Annotated in this window: 11 protein-coding genes and 9 tRNA genes; 19 read left to right on the top strand and 1 reads right to left on the bottom strand. The window is 44.0% G+C overall.

Going from position 1 to position 16,647, the window contains the following annotated elements; translation table 11 throughout:
• Positions 1-232: 232 nt before the first annotated feature.
• Positions 233-2,800 carry a DNA mismatch repair protein MutS gene (gene mutS / locus sps_RS20205; protein WP_077754146.1) on the bottom strand — a complete coding sequence of 856 codons (2,568 nt, stop codon included), beginning with the start codon at positions 2,798-2,800 and terminating at the stop codon, positions 233-235.
• A gap of 352 nt (positions 2,801-3,152) precedes the next feature.
• Between mutS and recA the strand changes: the two genes are divergently transcribed.
• The 19 genes from recA to sps_RS28955 all read left to right on the top strand — a co-directional run bounded on the left by recA (position 3,153) and on the right by sps_RS28955 (position 16,530).
• The gene (gene recA, locus sps_RS20195) at positions 3,153-4,211 is read left to right on the top strand and encodes a recombinase RecA (RefSeq protein ID WP_077754135.1); all 1,059 of its coding nucleotides are present in this window, start codon (positions 3,153-3,155) and stop codon (positions 4,209-4,211) included.
• Positions 4,212-4,673: 462 nt separating this feature from the next.
• Positions 4,674-7,298, top strand: a complete 2,625-nt coding sequence (gene alaS / locus sps_RS20190) for an alanine--tRNA ligase (protein WP_077754134.1) — start codon at positions 4,674-4,676, stop codon at positions 7,296-7,298.
• A 591-nt stretch (positions 7,299-7,889) separates the two neighbouring features.
• Positions 7,890-8,087 carry a carbon storage regulator CsrA gene (gene csrA / locus sps_RS20185; protein ID WP_076416871.1) on the top strand — a complete coding sequence of 66 codons (198 nt, stop codon included), beginning with the start codon at positions 7,890-7,892 and terminating at the stop codon, positions 8,085-8,087.
• 313 nt (positions 8,088-8,400) lie between these two features.
• Positions 8,401-8,492: transfer RNA gene (locus tag sps_RS20180), tRNA-Ser, on the top strand.
• 21 nt (positions 8,493-8,513) lie between these two features.
• Positions 8,514-8,590: transfer RNA gene (locus sps_RS20175), tRNA-Arg, on the top strand.
• A gap of 34 nt (positions 8,591-8,624) precedes the next feature.
• Positions 8,625-8,701: transfer RNA gene (locus sps_RS20170), tRNA-Arg, on the top strand.
• A 37-nt stretch (positions 8,702-8,738) separates the two neighbouring features.
• A tRNA-Arg gene (locus sps_RS20165) sits at positions 8,739-8,815 on the top strand.
• Positions 8,816-8,895: 80 nt separating this feature from the next.
• A tRNA-Arg gene (locus sps_RS20160) sits at positions 8,896-8,972 on the top strand.
• Positions 8,973-8,994: 22 nt separating this feature from the next.
• Positions 8,995-9,086, top strand: a tRNA-Ser gene (locus sps_RS20155).
• A gap of 120 nt (positions 9,087-9,206) precedes the next feature.
• Positions 9,207-9,283, top strand: a tRNA-Arg gene (locus sps_RS20150).
• A gap of 72 nt (positions 9,284-9,355) precedes the next feature.
• Positions 9,356-9,432: transfer RNA gene (locus sps_RS20145), tRNA-Arg, on the top strand.
• Positions 9,433-9,469: 37 nt separating this feature from the next.
• A tRNA-Arg gene (locus sps_RS20140) sits at positions 9,470-9,546 on the top strand.
• 826 nt (positions 9,547-10,372) lie between these two features.
• Complete coding sequence (locus sps_RS20135; RefSeq protein WP_077754133.1) at positions 10,373-10,618, top strand: OadG family protein; 246 nt, start codon at positions 10,373-10,375, stop codon at positions 10,616-10,618.
• 21 nt (positions 10,619-10,639) lie between these two features.
• Positions 10,640-12,442, top strand: a complete 1,803-nt coding sequence (gene oadA / locus sps_RS20130; protein ID WP_077754132.1) for a sodium-extruding oxaloacetate decarboxylase subunit alpha — start codon at positions 10,640-10,642, stop codon at positions 12,440-12,442.
• 8 nt (positions 12,443-12,450) lie between these two features.
• Positions 12,451-13,581: a sodium ion-translocating decarboxylase subunit beta gene (locus sps_RS20125; RefSeq protein WP_077754131.1), complete on the top strand. Its 1,131-nt coding sequence runs from the start codon at positions 12,451-12,453 to the stop codon at positions 13,579-13,581.
• 175 nt (positions 13,582-13,756) lie between these two features.
• Entirely contained in the window at positions 13,757-14,119 is a 363-nt protein-coding gene (locus sps_RS20120) for a group I truncated hemoglobin (protein WP_077754129.1), read from the top strand.
• A 28-nt stretch (positions 14,120-14,147) separates the two neighbouring features.
• The gene (locus sps_RS20115) at positions 14,148-15,701 is read left to right on the top strand and encodes an ATP-binding protein (protein ID WP_077754128.1); all 1,554 of its coding nucleotides are present in this window, start codon (positions 14,148-14,150) and stop codon (positions 15,699-15,701) included.
• A 220-nt stretch (positions 15,702-15,921) separates the two neighbouring features.
• The gene (locus sps_RS28960) at positions 15,922-16,239 is read left to right on the top strand and encodes a hypothetical protein (RefSeq protein ID WP_237157893.1); all 318 of its coding nucleotides are present in this window, start codon (positions 15,922-15,924) and stop codon (positions 16,237-16,239) included.
• Between the two features lie 51 nt (positions 16,240-16,290).
• The gene (locus tag sps_RS28955) at positions 16,291-16,530 is read left to right on the top strand and encodes a hypothetical protein (RefSeq protein WP_237157892.1); all 240 of its coding nucleotides are present in this window, start codon (positions 16,291-16,293) and stop codon (positions 16,528-16,530) included.
• The last annotated feature ends 117 nt before the right edge of the window (positions 16,531-16,647 follow it).

The raw sequence follows: 16,647 nt of genomic DNA, 5'->3' as shown, positions 1-16,647 counted from the left end.
GGCTTAGTAAATAGGGTTAGCCGACCGCCTTAACAGACAGTTGTAGGTATCACACATCAGTATCACTACAAAAAAAGCGCACTTTTTAGTGCGCTTTTTGTGTCTGGAACACTTATGTCTATTTGTCAGGGACGACAAGAAATAGACCTTGTGTCTAGCATCTGTTGTAAAAAGTTATGTCACTCTGTACAGCACAAGCTCTGCAAAACTTCTTCCTGGAGGCTGGCATTTTCTAAGCTAGCTGCTTTAACCTATAAAGAACCTCTAAGGCCTGTTTAGGGCTGAGTTCATCGGGATTAATATTTTGTAAAGCATCTTCAACTGGTGACTTTTGTGGCTCTGGAAAGACCATAGCCTGTTGTGATGGCTCCTGATTGGCATGCTTGCTATCGCGGCTCTCTAAATGGTGAAGTTTATGTTTAGCTGCTGAGATGACTCTGGTGGGCACACCTGCTAAAGCAGCAACCTGCAGGCCATAACTTTTACTCGCTGCCCCTTCTTGTACCGCATGCATGAAGACTATGGTGTCTCCATGTTCTATGGCATCGAGATGGACGTTTTCAACATTCTCAATGAGATCAGGCAGCTGGGTTAACTCGAAATAGTGAGTTGCAAATAGTGTCATGGCTTCTATTTTCTCTGCCAGATATTCGGCAGCGGACCAGGCTAGAGATAGTCCATCGTAGGTCGATGTTCCACGACCTATTTCATCCATTAATACCAGACTCTGGGTCGTCGCATTATGAAGTATATTTGCTGTTTCCGTCATTTCTACCATGAAGGTTGAGCGACCAGAAGCAAGATCATCCGATGCTCCTATGCGAGTAAAAATACGATCCACCGGACCTATGATTGCATCTTGTGCCGGAACATAGGAGCCTATATGTGCCATGAGTGTGATCAATGCGACTTGTCTCATATAGGTTGACTTACCCCCCATATTTGGCCCCGTGACTATCAACATCTTACGCGTCGAATTCAGGGTTACAGGATTTGCGATGAAAGGACTTTGACTGACCTGCTCGACCACTGGATGTCTGCCCGACTCTATATGTATCCCTGGAGTTTCGGTGAGTGTTGGGCATCGATAGTTTAGTGTCTCGGCACGTTCGGCAAAATTACTAATGACATCAAGCTCTGCCGCACCCTGAGCGAATTGTTGTAATTCATGGAGTTTAGGCAAGATAAGATCGAATAATTGCTCCCAGAGTTGCTTCTCGAGTGCTAGTGCTTTGCCTTGACTGGATAGCACCTTCTCTTCGTGCTCTTTTAATTCTGCAATGATGTAACGTTCGGTATTTTTCAGAGTTTGTCTACGCTGGTAGCTGAGAGGGACAAGATCGGACTCTCTACGGCTGACTTCGATATAGTAGCCATGAACTCGGTTGTAGCCGACTTTAAGAGTAGAGATACCGGTCGACTCTTTCTCGCGCGTTTCCAATTCAGTGAGGTAATCCGTTGCCCCTTGGCTTAAGGCACGCCATTGATCTAGCTCTTCGTTGTAGCCATCTCTCAGGACCCCACCATCGCGGATCAGCATAGGTGGATTGTCTATGATCGCCCTGTCGAGTAGCGCGAGTTCATCAGGGAATTCACTGATAATAGTGGCTAAACGTTTGAGGTGTGGTGACTGGCTATCGGCGAGTAGCTGCTGGATCTCTGGCAAGACCGATAAAGCCTGCTTCAGGCGAGAAAAATCTCTGGGTCTGGCACTCCTAAGTGCGAGTCTGGCCGTAATTCTTTCTATGTCGCCCAAGGCTTTTAAATGTGGGATTAGAGTGTCAAATAGGCCGCTGTCGAGTAATTCAGTTAGGGCTCCTAGGCGAGACTCTATCTGTTGGCGGTTTCTAAGAGGTTCGTGGATCCAACGCTGTAACATGCGACTGCCCATAGGGGTAGTTGTGTTGTCTAATATCGCTGATAAGGTATTTTCACGCCCACCTTGTAGATTGATTGTCAGTTCTAAATTTCTTCTTGTGGCAGCATCTAACACGATACTGTCATCTTGATTAAAAAGCACAATAGAATTGATGTGGGGCAGTGCGGTTCTCTGGGTATCCTTGACATACTGCATCAGGCAACCGGCTGCTTGTAGTGATAAACGTGCGTTATCCAGACCGAACCCCCGAAGATCTTTAGTCTTAAATTGGTCCAAGAGAAGCTTGCGGGAGGTGTCGAAGTCAAACTCCCATTCCGGGCGTCTACGCTTGCCATTGAATCCGGTGATGAGGGACATCTCACTGAAATCTTCGCTATAGAGCAGCTCAGCTGGATTGGTTCGCTGTAACTCTGCTTCTAACCCTTCCCTTGTTTCGAGTTCACTGACCACGAAACGGCCGGAGCTTAAGTCTAAGGTGGCATAACCGAATCCGGCTTTGCCATGATATACGGCAGCAAGTAGGTTATCTTGTCTTTCTTGGAGTAAAGCCTCATCGGTTAAGGTACCGGGTGTGACAAGGCGAACGACTTTTCGCTCAACCGGTCCCTTAGAAGTGGCTGGATCGCCGACCTGCTCACAAATGGCGACTGAGACCCTAAGTTGGACGAGTTTAGCAAGATAACCTTCGACGGCGTGATAGGGCAGACCCGCCATTGGGATAGGATCACCACCACTCTTACCACGTGCGGTGAGTGAAATGCCTAAAAGTTCGGATGCTCTCTTGGCATCGTCGTAGAAGAGCTCGTAGAAGTCACCCATACGATAAAATAGCAACATTTCAGGGTTTTCGGCCTTGAGCGTCAGGTATTGACGCATCATAGGGGTGTGTTTTTCTAAGTTTTGGGTATCGAATGCATTCATCTACAGCTCGTTTCTTCTATGAAAATATTGAACAGGCAGCATGCTCCTTTGGAGCAGCCTTAAAAATATGATGCCAATATTAGCAATTTTTTGAGTCCGTTGCGTCCTTAAAGAATAAATAGTGAGATTGAATTTTTCTTCCACAACAGGGGCTTCTAATTGAGCAAGCAGGGATAGGAAAAAATAATCATGATCAGTACTTGATACTGTATGATTGTACAGTATACTAGTTTGCATATTGAGACCCCTATTTGAGCTAGATAAACTTGCTTTAGCTCAAATATCGGCGTCGTCACCAGTTTATATCGGCATTGTTGCCGTGATTTAGATTAAGCGCGAAGAGGATATCGGAATGAAGATTGATGCGAACAAAGAGAAAGCACTGAATGCCGTTTTAGGCCAGATAGAGAAGCAGTTCGGTAAGGGCTCTATCATGAAACTGGGCGAGAACCGCTCAATGGATGTTGAGACAATCTCTACGGGATCTCTCTCTTTAGATGTCGCACTCGGTGCCGGTGGACTTCCATTAGGACGTATCGTTGAGATTTACGGACCAGAATCTTCAGGTAAAACAACACTGACACTCGAAGTTATTGCCGCCGCACAACGTGAAGGTAGAGTATGTGCCTTTATCGATGCTGAGCATGCCTTAGATCCTATCTATGCACAGAAATTAGGTGTCGATATCGACAACCTGCTTTGTTCTCAACCTGATACAGGCGAACAAGCATTGGAGATCTGTGATGCATTGACCCGCTCTGGTGCCGTCGATGTCATCGTAGTCGATTCGGTTGCGGCCTTAACGCCGAAAGCAGAGATCGAAGGTGAAATTGGTGATTCACATATGGGACTCGCAGCCCGTATGATGAGTCAGGCAATGCGTAAGCTTGCCGGTAACCTGAAGCAGACCAATACCATGCTTATCTTCATTAACCAGATCCGTATGAAGATTGGTGTCATGTTCGGTAACCCAGAAACTACTACTGGTGGTAATGCGCTTAAGTTTTACGCCTCTGTTCGTCTGGATATTCGCCGTACAGGTGCAATCAAAGATCGTGATGAAGTTATCGGTAACGAGACCCGTGTAAAAGTCGTTAAAAACAAGATTGCAGCGCCATTTAGACAGGCTGAATTCCAAATTCTTTATGGACAAGGCATCAACCGTACGGGTGAATTAGTCGACCTAGGTGTGGTACATAAATTAGTCGAGAAAGCGGGTGCTTGGTATAGCTATAAAGGCAGTAAAATTGGTCAGGGTCGTGCAAATGCGGGTAAGTACCTAACTGAAAACCCAGAAATTGCAGCTGAAATTGAAACTGCACTACGTGGTATGCTACTGCAGTCCCCTGATGCGGCTGAGTCGGCGTCTGGCGATGAGAATGTTGATCTTGAAACTGGTGAAGTATTCTAAAAATATGCTTATTTTAAGCAATAGCACATGAGTCACTCGGTGGGCCATCCGGCCCACTAATGTCGCGGTTTAGCAACGTGTGAGCCGCGATTCTTCACAAACCGAATTTAAGCAAGAAGTGTTTGAAAACCTGTCAACTTCCCAATCGAAAAGCATAAAGATAAGGCAAAACGGATTTGCTATCTGTTAGGTCAAAGTGTCACTTGTGACCAAATTGACTGTGTATGGAATAGGAACGTTTTGACGATTAGCCCTCAGTTCCTCTTATATTAAGCCGTATTTTTCACACTCTAGCTTCATTTCGCTCAATACCCTCCCTAAAACTCTGGTTGTTATTCTTTAGACTGCTTATAATACGGCTCAAAATAGCGCAAGTGTGTTTTGAATAGCGATGGTCGACTTGATAGATTAATCGCCAACACTGTGCCAATAATTTAAGTAATCTTAATTCAGGGTGATTTCATGTATCAAACCACTGCAGCGCTAAGAACTGCTTTCTTGGAGTATTTCCGCAAAAATGGTCATCAGGTTGTGGACAGCAGTTCACTGGTCCCTGTTAACGATCCTACTTTACTCTTTACCAATGCGGGTATGAACCAGTTTAAAGACGTATTTCTGGGTGAAGACAAACGTAATTACACCCGTGCAACTTCGTCTCAGCGTTGTGTCCGTGCCGGCGGTAAGCATAATGATTTAGACAATGTAGGCTATACCGCACGTCATCACACTTTCTTCGAGATGTTAGGTAACTTTAGCTTCGGTGATTATTTTAAGCGTGAAGCGATTGCATTTGCATGGAACTTCCTGACTCAAGAGTTAAAAATTCCTAAAGAGCGTCTGTGTGTCACCATCTATGAGACAGATGATGAAGCCTATGATATTTGGACTAAAGAGATAGGTGTTCCCGCCGAAAACTTGATCCGTATCGGTGATAATAAAGGTGCCCCTTACGCGTCTGACAATTTCTGGCAGATGGGTGACACGGGTCCTTGTGGTCCATGTTCTGAGATTTTTTATGATCATGGCGATCACATCTGGGGTGGACGACCCGGTACTCCAGAAGAGGATGGAGACAGATTCATCGAGATCTGGAACATCGTCTTCATGCAGTACAACCGTCAGTCAAATGGTGAAATGCTCGCGCTTCCTAAGCCTTCTGTTGATACCGGTATGGGGATTGAACGCATTGCAGCCATCATGCAGGGGGTTCACTCTAACTACGAAATTGATATCTTTCAGGCGTTGATCAAGAAGACTGCCGAGATATTGGGCGTTAATGATTTTGAAAATAAATCATTAAGAGTTATTTCTGATCACATCCGTTCATGTGCATTCTTAATTGCCGATGGTGTTATGCCATCCAATGAAGGGCGTGGTTATGTACTACGTCGTATTATACGTCGTGCGGTGCGTCATGGTAATAAGTTAGGCGCGACAGATTCTTTCTTCTACAAGTTAGTACCAACACTTATCGATGTGATGGGGGATGCGGCTAAAGGCTTAGTCGCCACTCAGGACATAGTGGTTAAGTCGTTAAAGGCCGAAGAGGAGCAGTTTGCTCGTACTCTTGAGCGTGGTTTAGGGATCTTAGATGGCGCACTCAATGGACTTAGCGGTAACGTTTTAGATGGTGAGACAGCTTTTAAGTTGTACGATACCTATGGTTTCCCGGTCGATCTGACTGCTGATGTTTGTCGTGAACGTGATATTACGGTAGATGAGGCCGGTTTCGAGTCAGCCATGGCTGAACAAAGGAAACGTGCTCAAGCGGCAGGCCAGTTTGAGACTGATTATAATGAATCATTGAAGATAGATGAAGAAACTGAGTTCTCTGGTTATATCGATCTGCTTGCTAACGGTAAAATCACTGCTATCTACAAGGCGGGCGAGTCTGTCAATGAAATGGGGGCAGGTGAAGATGCTGTCATTATTTTAGATACCACACCTTTTTACGGTGAATCTGGTGGTCAATGTGGAGATAGCGGTACGCTAAGTACAGATGGTATCGAGTTTATCGTTAAGGATACACAGAAGTACGGTCAAGCCGTTGGTCATATTGGTAACTTGAAGGCGGGAAGCCTAGCCGTTGGACAATCCTTAGTGGCTAGTGTTGATAAGACGCTTCGTCACCGCACCGAGCTTAATCACTCTGTCACTCACTTGCTCCATGCGGCGCTACGTCAGTTACTCGGCACACATGTGAGTCAGAAAGGTTCATTGGTAGATCCTGAGCGTTTGCGTTTCGATTTCTCCCACTTTGAAGGGGTTAAGCCAGAAGAGTTACAAGCCGTTGAAGATTTAGTGAACACACAAATTCGCTGTAATCATGAATTGACGGCTCAAGTCATGTCTATCGATGCGGCAAAGGAGAAGGGCGCTATGGCGCTGTTCGGCGAGAAATATGCTGATGAAGTACGTGTCGTTACCATGGGAGACTTCTCCATTGAGCTCTGTGGTGGAACCCATGTGGGACGTACCGGTGATATAGGCTTGTTTAAGATAACCTCAGAAGGTGGTATTGCCGCTGGGATACGTCGCATCGAAGCTGTAACTGGCGCCGCAGCAATGGCTTATGTGACAGGCCAAAAGGCTGAGTTAGATCAAGCGGCAAAGTTGCTTAAGGCCGATAGTCACTCTGTTGTGACTAAACTTAAAGCACAGCTAGATCGTACTAAACAACTTGAGAAAGAGCTATCTCAGCTAAAGGATAAGCTTGCTGCTGCGACAAGTGCTGACTTAGCCGGTGAAGCTCAAGAGATAAATGGCGTTAAAGTCTTGATTAAGAAGCTTGAAGGCGTCGAGCCAGGCGCGTTAAGAGGCTTGCAAGACGAGTTAAAGCAAAAGCTAGGCTCAGGTATAGTAGTACTGGGTATCGCTGGTGACGCTAAGGTTAACTTGATTGTGGGTGTAACCAAAGATCTGACCTCTAAAGTGAAGGCTGGTGAATTGGTTGCTAATATCGCATCTCAGGTGGGTGGTAAAGGTGGCGGTCGTCCTGATATGGCTCAGGCTGGCGGAAGTCAGCCTGAGAACTTAGATGCCGCTCTTACTCAAGTGTCATCCTGGTTAAAAGAGCGCTTGGGTTAAGTAAAGGTCTACGCCGAAGTTAATAATCTGCATGTGACTAGATAGTATTTACAAGCTTTTATCAAATGTAATTAAGAAGGCACTATGTTTATATAGTGCCTTTTTTATTGGCAGTATAAGTACTAATCCACCCATCTAGCTGGTGTATTCTCTATACCGAGGTGATGAAAGATATGTATTCTTGAGAGGGATGTGTAAAAAGGTCCATTGAGTAATCACTGGCTGTAAGCAAGGTGAGGTGACAGATTCTGGCTGGTTGTGAGTTCTACTGGGTTGATTATGTTGATATTGTTAATTTAAATGATCAGTGTTTAACGTGTTGTGCTTGAATGCCGCTTTTACCCTTGGTGGGACTAGGTTTTAATGCTAGTTTAATCCCTGGGTTTGATAATAGTTATCCGGCGGGCTCGAGGAACTGGCATTATGAGAGTACTGTTCGAGGACTAGATCACGCTTTTGACTTAAATAAGGTGTATTTTAATGGTGGTTTTCCACTAGGGTACTATTAATTTGTACTAAGCTAACCTTATAATGAGCATATAACGGAATAGTATCGTATAAAGCTAAATTTGGAATTAAAGGAGCAAACGAATGCTGATATTGACTCGTCGTGTTGGTGAAACACTGATGATTGGTGATGAAGTGACTGTCACTGTTTTGGGCGTTAAGGGTAATCAAGTACGCATTGGTGTTAACGCACCTAAAGAAGTATCTGTGCATCGTGAAGAGATTTACCAGCGTATTCAGTCTGAAAAAGCAGGTAATGCATCTGAAGGCGGAAATTTCTAGTCTTAAATGTCTTAAGAGTTATCTCTTGAAATAGAAGAGTCAGTTTTTAACTGGCTTTTTTGTTTTCTGGCTTTTAGTTTTTCTTCTCAGTCATAGCTATTGCTGGAACAACTTATAACTCTTGCCTACAGCGCGTTGAACTCCCCGCTGAAAGATCACATATTAAATAGGCTTGGTATTACATAAATACGGTTTTTTATGCCGAGTTTGATTGATATCTGACTAATCTGTTTAAAAACAGGCCAAACAGAAATCCTTTCTAAGAAATGGTTTGACTTATTTTCGTCAAACAGTAATATGTGCGCCAAGAAACGGAGAGGTGGCCGAGTGGCCGAAGGCGCTCCCCTGCTAAGGGAGTATGGGCTTTAAATCCCATCGAGGGTTCGAATCCCTCCCTCTCCGCCATTTCTTACTTGCAAATACGTTGCGGATGTAGCTCAGCTGGATAGAGTACCTGGCTACGAACCAGGCGGTCGGAGGTTCGACTCCTCCCATCCGCACCATTTTTGTAAGTTGACGGGAATTATTGAACGCGTTGCGGATGTAGCTCAGCTGGATAGAGTACCTGGCTACGAACCAGGCGGTCGGAGGTTCGAATCCTCCCATCCGCACCATTCAATAAGTGTAGTAAAAGAGTAATGTTTTATTTGTGCGGATGTAGCTCAGCTGGATAGAGTACCTGGCTACGAACCAGGCGGTCGGAGGTTCGACTCCTCCCATCCGCACCATATTCCATTTCTAGTTAATATAAAGTTAACTAGAAATATCGTTATCTTATAAAGATAAAGATAATGAAATGACGAGATTTGCGCGTGTAGCTCAGCTGGATAGAGTACCTGGCTACGAACCAGGCGGTCGGAGGTTCGACTCCTCCCACGCGCACCATTTGCTGTTTGTGAGTAAGTTTGGAGAGGTGGCCGAGTGGCCGAAGGCGCTCCCCTGCTAAGGGAGTATGGGCTTTAAATCCCATCGAGGGTTCGAATCCCTCCCTCTCCGCCATTACAAATAAACCCGTTGACTATATGTCTACGGGTTTTTTTGTCCCTTAGCTAATATCGACTCGATACTAGCTAAGTAGGGGTATTGTTATCTACTATAGATAACATGGGTATGAAATTTGCGGATGTAGCTCAGCTGGATAGAGTACCTGGCTACGAACCAGGCGGTCGGAGGTTCGACTCCTCCCATCCGCACCATATTTTATTTTCACGTATGAAGTTTACTGGGAATAATTGTTATCTGATCTAGATAATAAAAAGACGAGATTTGCGCGTGTAGCTCAGCTGGATAGAGTACCTGGCTACGAACCAGGCGGTCGGAGGTTCGACTCCTCCCACGCGCACCATTTTGTATAAAGTTAAGTTATAGTATTGAACAGCGTTGCGGATGTAGCTCAGCTGGATAGAGTACCTGGCTACGAACCAGGCGGTCGGAGGTTCGACTCCTCCCATCCGCACCATTCAATATAAATTAACGTATATAAAAATATGTCTGGTTCAGCTGAATGTCGTCGCTGGCTACGAATCCGATGTTTAGAGCTTCCAATCCTCCCATCCGCACCATTCAATATAAATTAACGTATATAAAAATATGTCTGGTTCAGCTGAATGTCGTCGCTGGCTACGAATCCGATGTTTAGAGCTTCCAATCCCCCCATCCGCACCATTCAATATAAATTAACGTATAAAAATATGTCTGGTTCAGCTGAATGTCGTCGCTGGCTACGAATCCGATGTTTAGAGCTTCCAATCCTCCCATCCGTACCGTTCAATATAAATTAACGTATTAAAGTCTGGCTTAGTTTTATTACTCTAGTCTCAGTGATACTTCTCCTTTTACTTATCTTTATCTCAACTTCAACTTCAATTTCATCTCAAAACTGCATAAATTTTCATTTATAGCTATTTCTGTTCGTTCAGCTGAATTCACTTTCCGGTCATTATTCTGATCTTTAATCATTCTTTCCATTTCACTGTCTATTAATTGATGAATTCTTGATGAATCCTATAATTTATTATTGAAATCTCATTAGTGCGCGTTTGATTTCATTAATCTTGGTATGACCAATTTACAAACACCTCGCTATTTTGTTATAGATTGGTTATTGTTTTTCTAGTGATAGCCACTTAATGCTTCTTTAGGCGAGCATTTTTTAATTTTTTAGGCATGATAAATAGGTCATAAGTGAATAAATAGCTGGAATTGTTCTGTTTGTATTCAATTTTGGGTACTTGTGCAGAGAGTTCAAGCGACGCTAACTAGCTTCTGTTAATACTGAGGATGATATGAACTCGATATCTGAGCAAATTGTGCAAGCCGTGGGCATCATGTTTTTAGGCATGGGTCTGGTCTTTGTATTTCTGACAATACTTATTTTGTGCATTAAATTGGTGGCGATGAAATTTGCCCCTTTGCCCCAAGAGAAAGAAACAAGGATTACAGAGAATAAAAGTACTCAGCCAGGAGGAGTGGATCCTAAAATTGTCGCCGTGATAACTTCGGCCATCCATCAATATCGCGCTAAAGCATAATAATATTAATAGGGAGTTTCTATGAGCAATCCACTTGCATTAACTGATGTGGTTTTAAGAGATGCACATCAATCAATCCTCGCAACACGTCTTCGTCTCGAGGATATGCTCCCCATCGCATCCAAACTCGATAAAGTTGGTTTCTGGTCATTGGAGTCATGGGGTGGAGCGACGTTTGACTCCTGTATCCGATATCTTGGGGAAGACCCATGGGAACGATTGCGTGAGCTAAAGAAGGCGATGCCAAATACAGCTCAGCAGATGTTGTTAAGGGGGCAAAATCTATTAGGTTACCGCCATTATGCCGATGATTTGGTATATAAGTTTGTTGAAAGAGCACATACAAATGGCGTCGATGTGTTTCGAATTTTCGATGCTATGAATGACGTACGTAACCTGGAAACATCAGTCAAGGCTGTAGTCGAAGTCGGTGGGCACGCTCAGGGAACCATTTCTTATACTACCAGCCCCGTGCATACCTTAGATACTTGGGTCGATATGGCAAAACGTCTGGAAGACATGGGTTGTCATTCTCTGTGTATTAAAGACATGGCTGGTCTGTTAAAACCTTATGATGCCTTCGATTTAATTAGCCAAATAAAATCTGAGACTGGTTTGCTGGTCTCGATGCAGTGTCATGCTACAACCGGACTCAGTACAGCAACTTATCTTAAAGCCATTGAAGCCGGTATCGATGTTCTCGACACCGCAGTGTCATCCATGAGTCAGACCTATGGTCATAGTGCGACCGAAACTTTAGTTGCCATGCTAGAAGGTACTGACAGGGCAACTGGGTACGATATGGCCTTGCTTGAAGAGATTGCCGCCTATTTCAGAGTTATACGTAAGAAGTATGCGCAATTTGAAGGTGAGCTTAAAGGCATCGACTCTCGGATCCTCAGGGCTCAAGTGCCTGGTGGCATGCTAACGAACATGGAGAGTCAACTCAAAGAGCAGGGCGCTGCAGACAAGTTAGATCTTGTACTCGAGGAAATTCCAAGGGTGCGTGAAGATCTCGGTTTCTTACCTTTAGTGACACCGACATCGCAAATTGTCGGTACACAATCCGTGATTAACATATTGACTGGTGAACGTTATAAATCGATGACCAAAGAGACCGAAGGTGTCTTAAAAGGGGAGTACGGTGCTACACCAGCCCCGGTTAATGCCGAGCTACAAGCACGCGTGCTGAAGGGAGGGGAAGCTGTAACCTGTCGTCCAGCAGATTTATTGGTACCTGAGTTGGATAGACTCACCGCCGAATTATTCCAGAAAGCTGATGCAGAAGGGCTTGAGCTCGCCGATGAGTCGGTTGATGATGTCCTGACCTATGCGTTATTTCCGCAAATTGGCCTTAAGTTTATCAAAAATCGCAATAATCCAGACGCATTCGAACCTAAGCCTGGAGAGGGGGTAGCCACTCCCGCTAAGCCGGCAAAACCAGTATCGGAGCGAAGTTCAGAGACTTATACTGTGAATGTTCAGGGACAGACTTATGTGGTAGAGGTCTCACCGGGCGGTGACATCAACCAAATAGTCTCCAGTGAGAATGTGGTTCCTTTTGTGGCTCCAAATCTAACTCAAGCAGTTCCTCAAGCTGCAGCAGAAATAAAGCTTGAGATGAATGCTCCTCTGTCAGGCAATATTTTTAAAGTGAATGTTGCTTTAGGTGATACGGTTCGAGAGGGAGATGTGGTGATCATCTTGGAGGCGATGAAGATGGAAACAGAAGTGCGCGCCGAAACCGATGGGGTGATCAGTAAGGTCTGGGTCAAAGAGGGTGATTCTGTTGCCGTTGGTCATCAATTACTCGGCATAGCTTAGGAGTCACAATGGACGGATTAATTGCATTTTGGTCTGAGTCAGGCATAGCAAATTTTACAGGCGGCCAGCTACTTATGATGGCTGTGGGTGCTTTGCTACTTTTTCTGGCGATAGTGAAAGGGTTTGAGCCCCTGTTACTGTTACCTATAGGGTTCGGGGCTATCTTGGCCAATATACCTAATGGTGGCTTCACCGATGAAGGTGGTTTGCTCTTTCTTGCCTATCATGTGGGCATAGAAACCGGGGTGTTTCCCCTATTAATTTTCATGGGAGTAGGGGCATTAACCGATTTTGGTGCCTTAATCGCCAACCCTAAGATGTTATTGTTAGGCGCAGCGGCTCAGTTCGGTATTTTCGCAACCTTAATCGGAGCAATAGCGCTTAACTGGGTACCTGGTTTCGAGTTCACCATGAAAGATGCTGGAGCCATCGCTATCATAGGTGGTGCCGATGGCCCTACAGCCATCTTTTTAGCCTCTAAACTCGCTCCGGAACTCTTGGGGGCCATTGCAGTAGCAGCATATTCTTATATGGCTCTGGTTCCTCTGATCCAGCCTCCTATAATGAGGCTGTTAACTACTGAGTCTGAGCGTCAGATAAAGATGGAGCAGTTGCGTGAAGTGAGCAAAAAAGAGAAGATCATCTTTCCTTTGATGGTGCTGGGACTAACCATCTTGTTCCTACCAGCAGCTACGCCTCTGGTAGGTATGTTCTGTCTGGGCAACCTGATGCGGGAATCCGGTGTGGTAGATAGATTGTCCAACACAGCTCAGAATGAGCTTATTAATATAGTGACTATCTTCCTTGGCTTAGCTGTCGGTTCTAAATTATCTGCCGATAAATTCCTTCAACTTGAGACCTTAGGGATCTTAGTGTTGGGCGCGATAGCGTTCGCCATCGGTACGGCTACTGGCGTCTTGATGGCTAAGTTAATGAGTAAGCTCTCTGGTGGTAAGATTAACCCGCTGATTGGTGCCGCAGGGGTCTCTGCTGTGCCTATGGCCGCTAGAGTGGTTAACAAGGTGGGACTAGAATCGAATCAGCATAACTATCTGTTGATGCACGCCATGGGGCCTAATGTAGCTGGTGTACTCGGCTCGGCCGTAGCCGCTGGGGTGTTGATTGCAGTGTTGGGTTAACCCTTAGCGCCCTATGACATAGAGCCCATCATCCGATGGGCTTTTTATTTTCTGCCCGCTTTTCGTTTGATTCTTATCATTTTACCTTTAGGTATATCAGTTTGACTCTGTTTGTATATCTTCTATTCTCAGTAGATGGCGGCTTCAAAACTATTTCAATTAAAAGGACTTTACTATGGCTGAATCTCTGTTCGACAAATATGGGGGATTCGACACGTTTACCCTCGTCGTGAGTAGTTTTTATCAAAAAGTGCTAGATAGTGATGAGCTGGAGCATTATTTTAGAAACGTTAATATGGATAATTTGATGGCTCACCAAACTAATTTCATTGCAAAAGCCTTAGGTGGCCCCGATGCTTATGAAGGACGCGATCTTCGCCAAGCCCATATTAACCTTGATATTAGCTTGCCTGATTTTCTGGAGGTTGCAGAGTTGCTCGAAGAGTCACTTGAAGAGGCTGGCGTTGAAGATGTGGATGTCGAGGCTATTATTCAGTTAGTAGGCAGCTTACAAGATCAAATTGTAATGCAAACATAGATAATCGCACTGAACTTAGGATGAGTATATGCGGCCATTAACGCTTGAGCTATTTGACCTTATGGATAACGGCGTCGGCTTGTGTTCTGTGGACACTCTTGAGGTCTTGGAGGCTAATTCAGCTCTGATTGCTTGGTTGGGCTTAGGGCCGGACGAAAACTATTTAAGTGATCTCATTAATGCTGAGGACTTGGTTCGCATTAAGCGTTCGATTGAAAAAAAACGTAAATACCGTTTTTGCCAAACGTATTTAATTCATTCTCGTGAGGACACAATAGAATTTATTTGCAGCACCATTTTGCTTTCTGATAACCAAGAGTTCTTGCTTATCCAGGCCTCAGTCAATAACTCTGATAAGTACCTAAAGGCATTAGTTAAAAATCATGCCATTTTATTAGAGAAAAACAACCAGTTACTCTTAGAGCAAAAGTTAAAGGCTGAAGCGGCAAGTCGTGCTAAAGATCTGTTTCTTGCTGCAATGAGCCATGAATTAAGAACCCCGTTGAACGGCATATTAGGTATGGTGCAGCAACTCGGAAAATCATGCTTAACAAATTCTCAAGGTCATTATTTGGAGACTATAAACTGTTCAGGACAGCAATTATTGGCAGTGATAAATCAGGTGCTGGATTATTCAAAAATAGAATCGTCTGAGTTAGTTTTACATTCGGTTGTCACTGATCTGGCATCTATCATGACTCAAGTGTCGAAAATTTGTAGTGATCAGCTTTTATCTGATAATAATGTTGAGATCCATACCCAAATTAGTCCTGATATCCCTTTGGTTATGGTGGATGATATAAGGTTAAAACAAATCTTAATCAACTTAGTTAACAACGCCCTTAAATTTACGCATCGGGGACAGGTTTCTCTTATCTTGGAATTAAGATCAACGACAAGTAAGTCTTGTGAGCTGACATTTAAAGTGGTTGATACAGGTATCGGTATCTCCGAGGAGAGAATTGAATATATTTTTGATCCATTTATTCAGCACTCATTTTCTACAACCCGAGAGTACGGTGGAACAGGCCTTGGTTTATCGATTTGTAAACAGTTGGTAGATAAGATGGGGGGAACGATTAATGTAACAAGTCAGCCTAATGTAGGCAGTCAGTTTATGATCAATTTATCTTTGGATATAAGTCATGACATTATTGTTAGCGAGGGGCACAGTCTAGAAAAAAAATGCAGCCATGATGTTTCTATCATTAAGGGGAAGCGTATTCTGATAGTGGATGATATTGCGCTAAATAGAGAAATAATCAGAATGCCGCTCGAAGAGTTAGATACGCAATTATATCTAGCAGAAAATGGGGTTCAAGCGGTAGAACTTTTCAAAAAGCACGACATTGATTTGATTCTGATGGACTGTCTTATGCCTGTCATGGATGGCTTCGATGCGACAAAAGCAATACGCAAAATGGAAGTTAATGGCAATCGGGTTCCTATCTTTGCAGTTACGGCGAGTGTCTCTGAGGAGGTCACTCAGACGTGTAAGTTAGCAGGCATGGATGAGGTGATGCTTAAACCCTTCGATTTCGATCAACTGATTAAAAAAATCTGTTTTAGATTGATGCATTGATATTATTTTTTATGTGGAAATATCTTTGGCTAGGTATTTTCTATCAGTTTTATATTCTGTCTGACGTAAACTAAAGCATGAGAACGTTCCTGCTATTAGGTGATATTGGTCACATAAATATTAACTCAGATAAAATTAGCTCTGCTAAAGCTATGGTGAGATTGAAGCAAAATATTGATGGCTTTATAATCAAAATACCATTTTTTACATCGAAGAAGATATGGATTTCTCAACAGATGAAGTGGATTTTTTCAAGAAACTATTTTCTGAAAGACCATCGGAACCGGAGCCGGTAAAGCGGCATACGATCACTGTGAAAACCCAAATTCCAGCTGGTTTAGCTGCGATTCTCAATCAATCAAGTTTAACCCTGTTAGCGGAAGGGGTGGGGTATAAGCTATGGATCCCATTACACCTTGAATTAGATGAATTTGGCGAGTTTAAACCTAACTTAGGTACGCCGGAGGTGATTGATATTAATGGCTGTGATAGAAGCTGGCGGGTAAAAACACCCCTAGATGTGTCTCTGTGGGATTAAGCTGATAATTTACTCGGGGATATCCTATCTCTTTCTTCGACGGGTTTAACTGTGAGCATGCAAGATGTCAGTTATTCCAGAGAGAAGCTATTTGGCAAAGTGCTAAATTTGCGTCTGCCGAATAAGACCCGAGTGGAGCTGGAATTAGAGCCTGTGAGAGTAGATAGTCATATCTTTGCGGCAAAGTTTACATGTTTAGGGCATGGACAGGACTTGATTAAGAAATTCCTGTTTAACCTTCACCGCAGCAGTAATGCCGACCTGTATCGAAGCATAAGCATGGCTCCTTGAGTCAAGCTAGCTTGATTCAGATCAATACGCCTCTTAGCGATATAAGGTTTTATAAAGGTGATCCAAGTCACGGTAACTGAAATTAAGTGACTAAGAATGATAACCTGACGGCATCAG

It is taken from the genome of Shewanella psychrophila (assembly GCF_002005305.1).
In the GTDB taxonomy this organism is placed as follows: Bacteria; Pseudomonadota; Gammaproteobacteria; order Enterobacterales; family Shewanellaceae; genus Shewanella; species Shewanella psychrophila.
Note: the sequence above shows the minus strand (reverse complement) of the source record. Positions and strands in the feature narration are given on the sequence as shown.

Bases quoted from the DNA above. Each gene is read 5' to 3' on its own strand.
- oadA (WP_077754132.1), top strand. From the start codon at position 10,640: ATGAGCAATCCACTTGCATTAACTGATGTGGTTTTAAGAGATGCACAT.
- sps_RS20135 (WP_077754133.1), top strand. From the start codon at position 10,373: ATGAACTCGATATCTGAGCAAATTGTGCAAGCCGTGGGCATCATGTTT.
- sps_RS20115 (WP_077754128.1), top strand. From the start codon at position 14,148: ATGCGGCCATTAACGCTTGAGCTATTTGACCTTATGGATAACGGCGTC.
- sps_RS20125 (WP_077754131.1), top strand. From the start codon at position 12,451: ATGGACGGATTAATTGCATTTTGGTCTGAGTCAGGCATAGCAAATTTT.
- csrA (WP_076416871.1), top strand. From the start codon at position 7,890: ATGCTGATATTGACTCGTCGTGTTGGTGAAACACTGATGATTGGTGAT.
- sps_RS20120 (WP_077754129.1), top strand. From the start codon at position 13,757: ATGGCTGAATCTCTGTTCGACAAATATGGGGGATTCGACACGTTTACC.
- alaS (WP_077754134.1), top strand. From the start codon at position 4,674: ATGTATCAAACCACTGCAGCGCTAAGAACTGCTTTCTTGGAGTATTTC.
- recA (WP_077754135.1), top strand. From the start codon at position 3,153: ATGAAGATTGATGCGAACAAAGAGAAAGCACTGAATGCCGTTTTAGGC.
- sps_RS28960 (WP_237157893.1), top strand. From the start codon at position 15,922: ATGGATTTCTCAACAGATGAAGTGGATTTTTTCAAGAAACTATTTTCT.
- mutS (WP_077754146.1), bottom strand. From the start codon at position 2,800: ATGAATGCATTCGATACCCAAAACTTAGAAAAACACACCCCTATGATG.